The sequence below is a fragment of the Pseudoalteromonas sp. SG41-1 genome (assembly GCF_014164575.1).
Classification (GTDB): Bacteria; Pseudomonadota; Gammaproteobacteria; order Enterobacterales; family Alteromonadaceae; genus Pseudoalteromonas; species Pseudoalteromonas rhizosphaerae.
In genome coordinates, this window is record NZ_JACJFL010000109.1 from 1 (window position 1) to 1,040 (window position 1,040).

Annotated in this window: 1 protein-coding gene; it reads left to right on the plus strand. The window is 37.7% G+C overall.

Going from position 1 to position 1,040, the window contains the following annotated elements; translation table 11 throughout:
- Positions 1-580 precede the first annotated feature (580 nt).
- The gene (locus H5203_RS22485; RefSeq protein WP_182732652.1) at positions 581-928 is read left to right on the plus strand and encodes a four helix bundle protein; all 348 of its coding nucleotides are present in this window, start codon (positions 581-583) and stop codon (positions 926-928) included.
- The last annotated feature ends 112 nt before the right edge of the window (positions 929-1,040 follow it).

Here is a 1,040-nt window from a genome sequence, read left to right on the forward strand (position 1 = left end):
TAGGTAGAGATTAAACCAAGCACAGTGTTAGGGTTAAGAGTCGGCGGGGCTTTATGCCGCGGGTTTAAAAACTCATGGCTAAAACCATTTCCTATAGGGGGTAAATTTATCGTAGGAGCCGGCTTCAGCCGCGAAAGATTTTAAAGGTTCTAGGGAAGTGGCTAGGTGTTAGGCTTAACTTTACTTTCTCGGTGTAGCGCGAAGCGCCTCGGTGCTCTCGGTGGTAAAAATTGTTTAATTGATTTTATTCACAAAGATATTAATGAACACGCGTCAGCAAGCTTAACGCCTACGGTGTTAAATTGTATTCAGGTGTTTAATTACGTGTAGGCGAGTGGCTTGCCACCGCGAAAAGGCCAAAGGTTAAAGGTAGAACACGCGTCAGCAAGCTTAACGCCTACGGTGTTAAATTGTATACTGGTGTTTTATTACTTGTAGGCGAGTGGCTTGCCACCGCGAAAAGGTCAAAGGTGTTAGGTATTGGTTGTTAGGTAGATATTAAGAGCAAAAAATTTAAGGTTGTATTTTATTAAATAAAAACTAAGCTCAAAATAAATTACTGTTAAGGATAATAGGCATGATGAACTTTGAAAGCTTAGAAGTGTGGAAACGAGCTGCTCGTTTAAGTGCAGATATCTATAAAAATTCAACAATAACAAAAGATTTTGGTTTTCGAGATCAGTTAACACGTGCCGGATTGTCTGTACCTAGTAATATTGCTGAGGGAATGACGCGAGATAGCGATAAAGAAAAAGTGCGCTTTTTAGATATTGCTCGTTCTTCTTTAGCTGAAGCTAGAACACAAATTTATATAGGTATTGATATAAACTATATTGATTCGAATATCGGTCAACTTTGGCTGTGTGAAACATCTGAGTTATCAAAAATGCTGTCGAGCTTAATCTCTAAAATTAAAGAACGAATCTGAGACGTTTAAGTTTTTTAATTACCCACACTGATTTTATAGTTATTTTTGATAAAACCTAAAACCTAAAACCTAAAACCTAAGACCTAAATTCTTGTAACTTTAACCTTTCCCC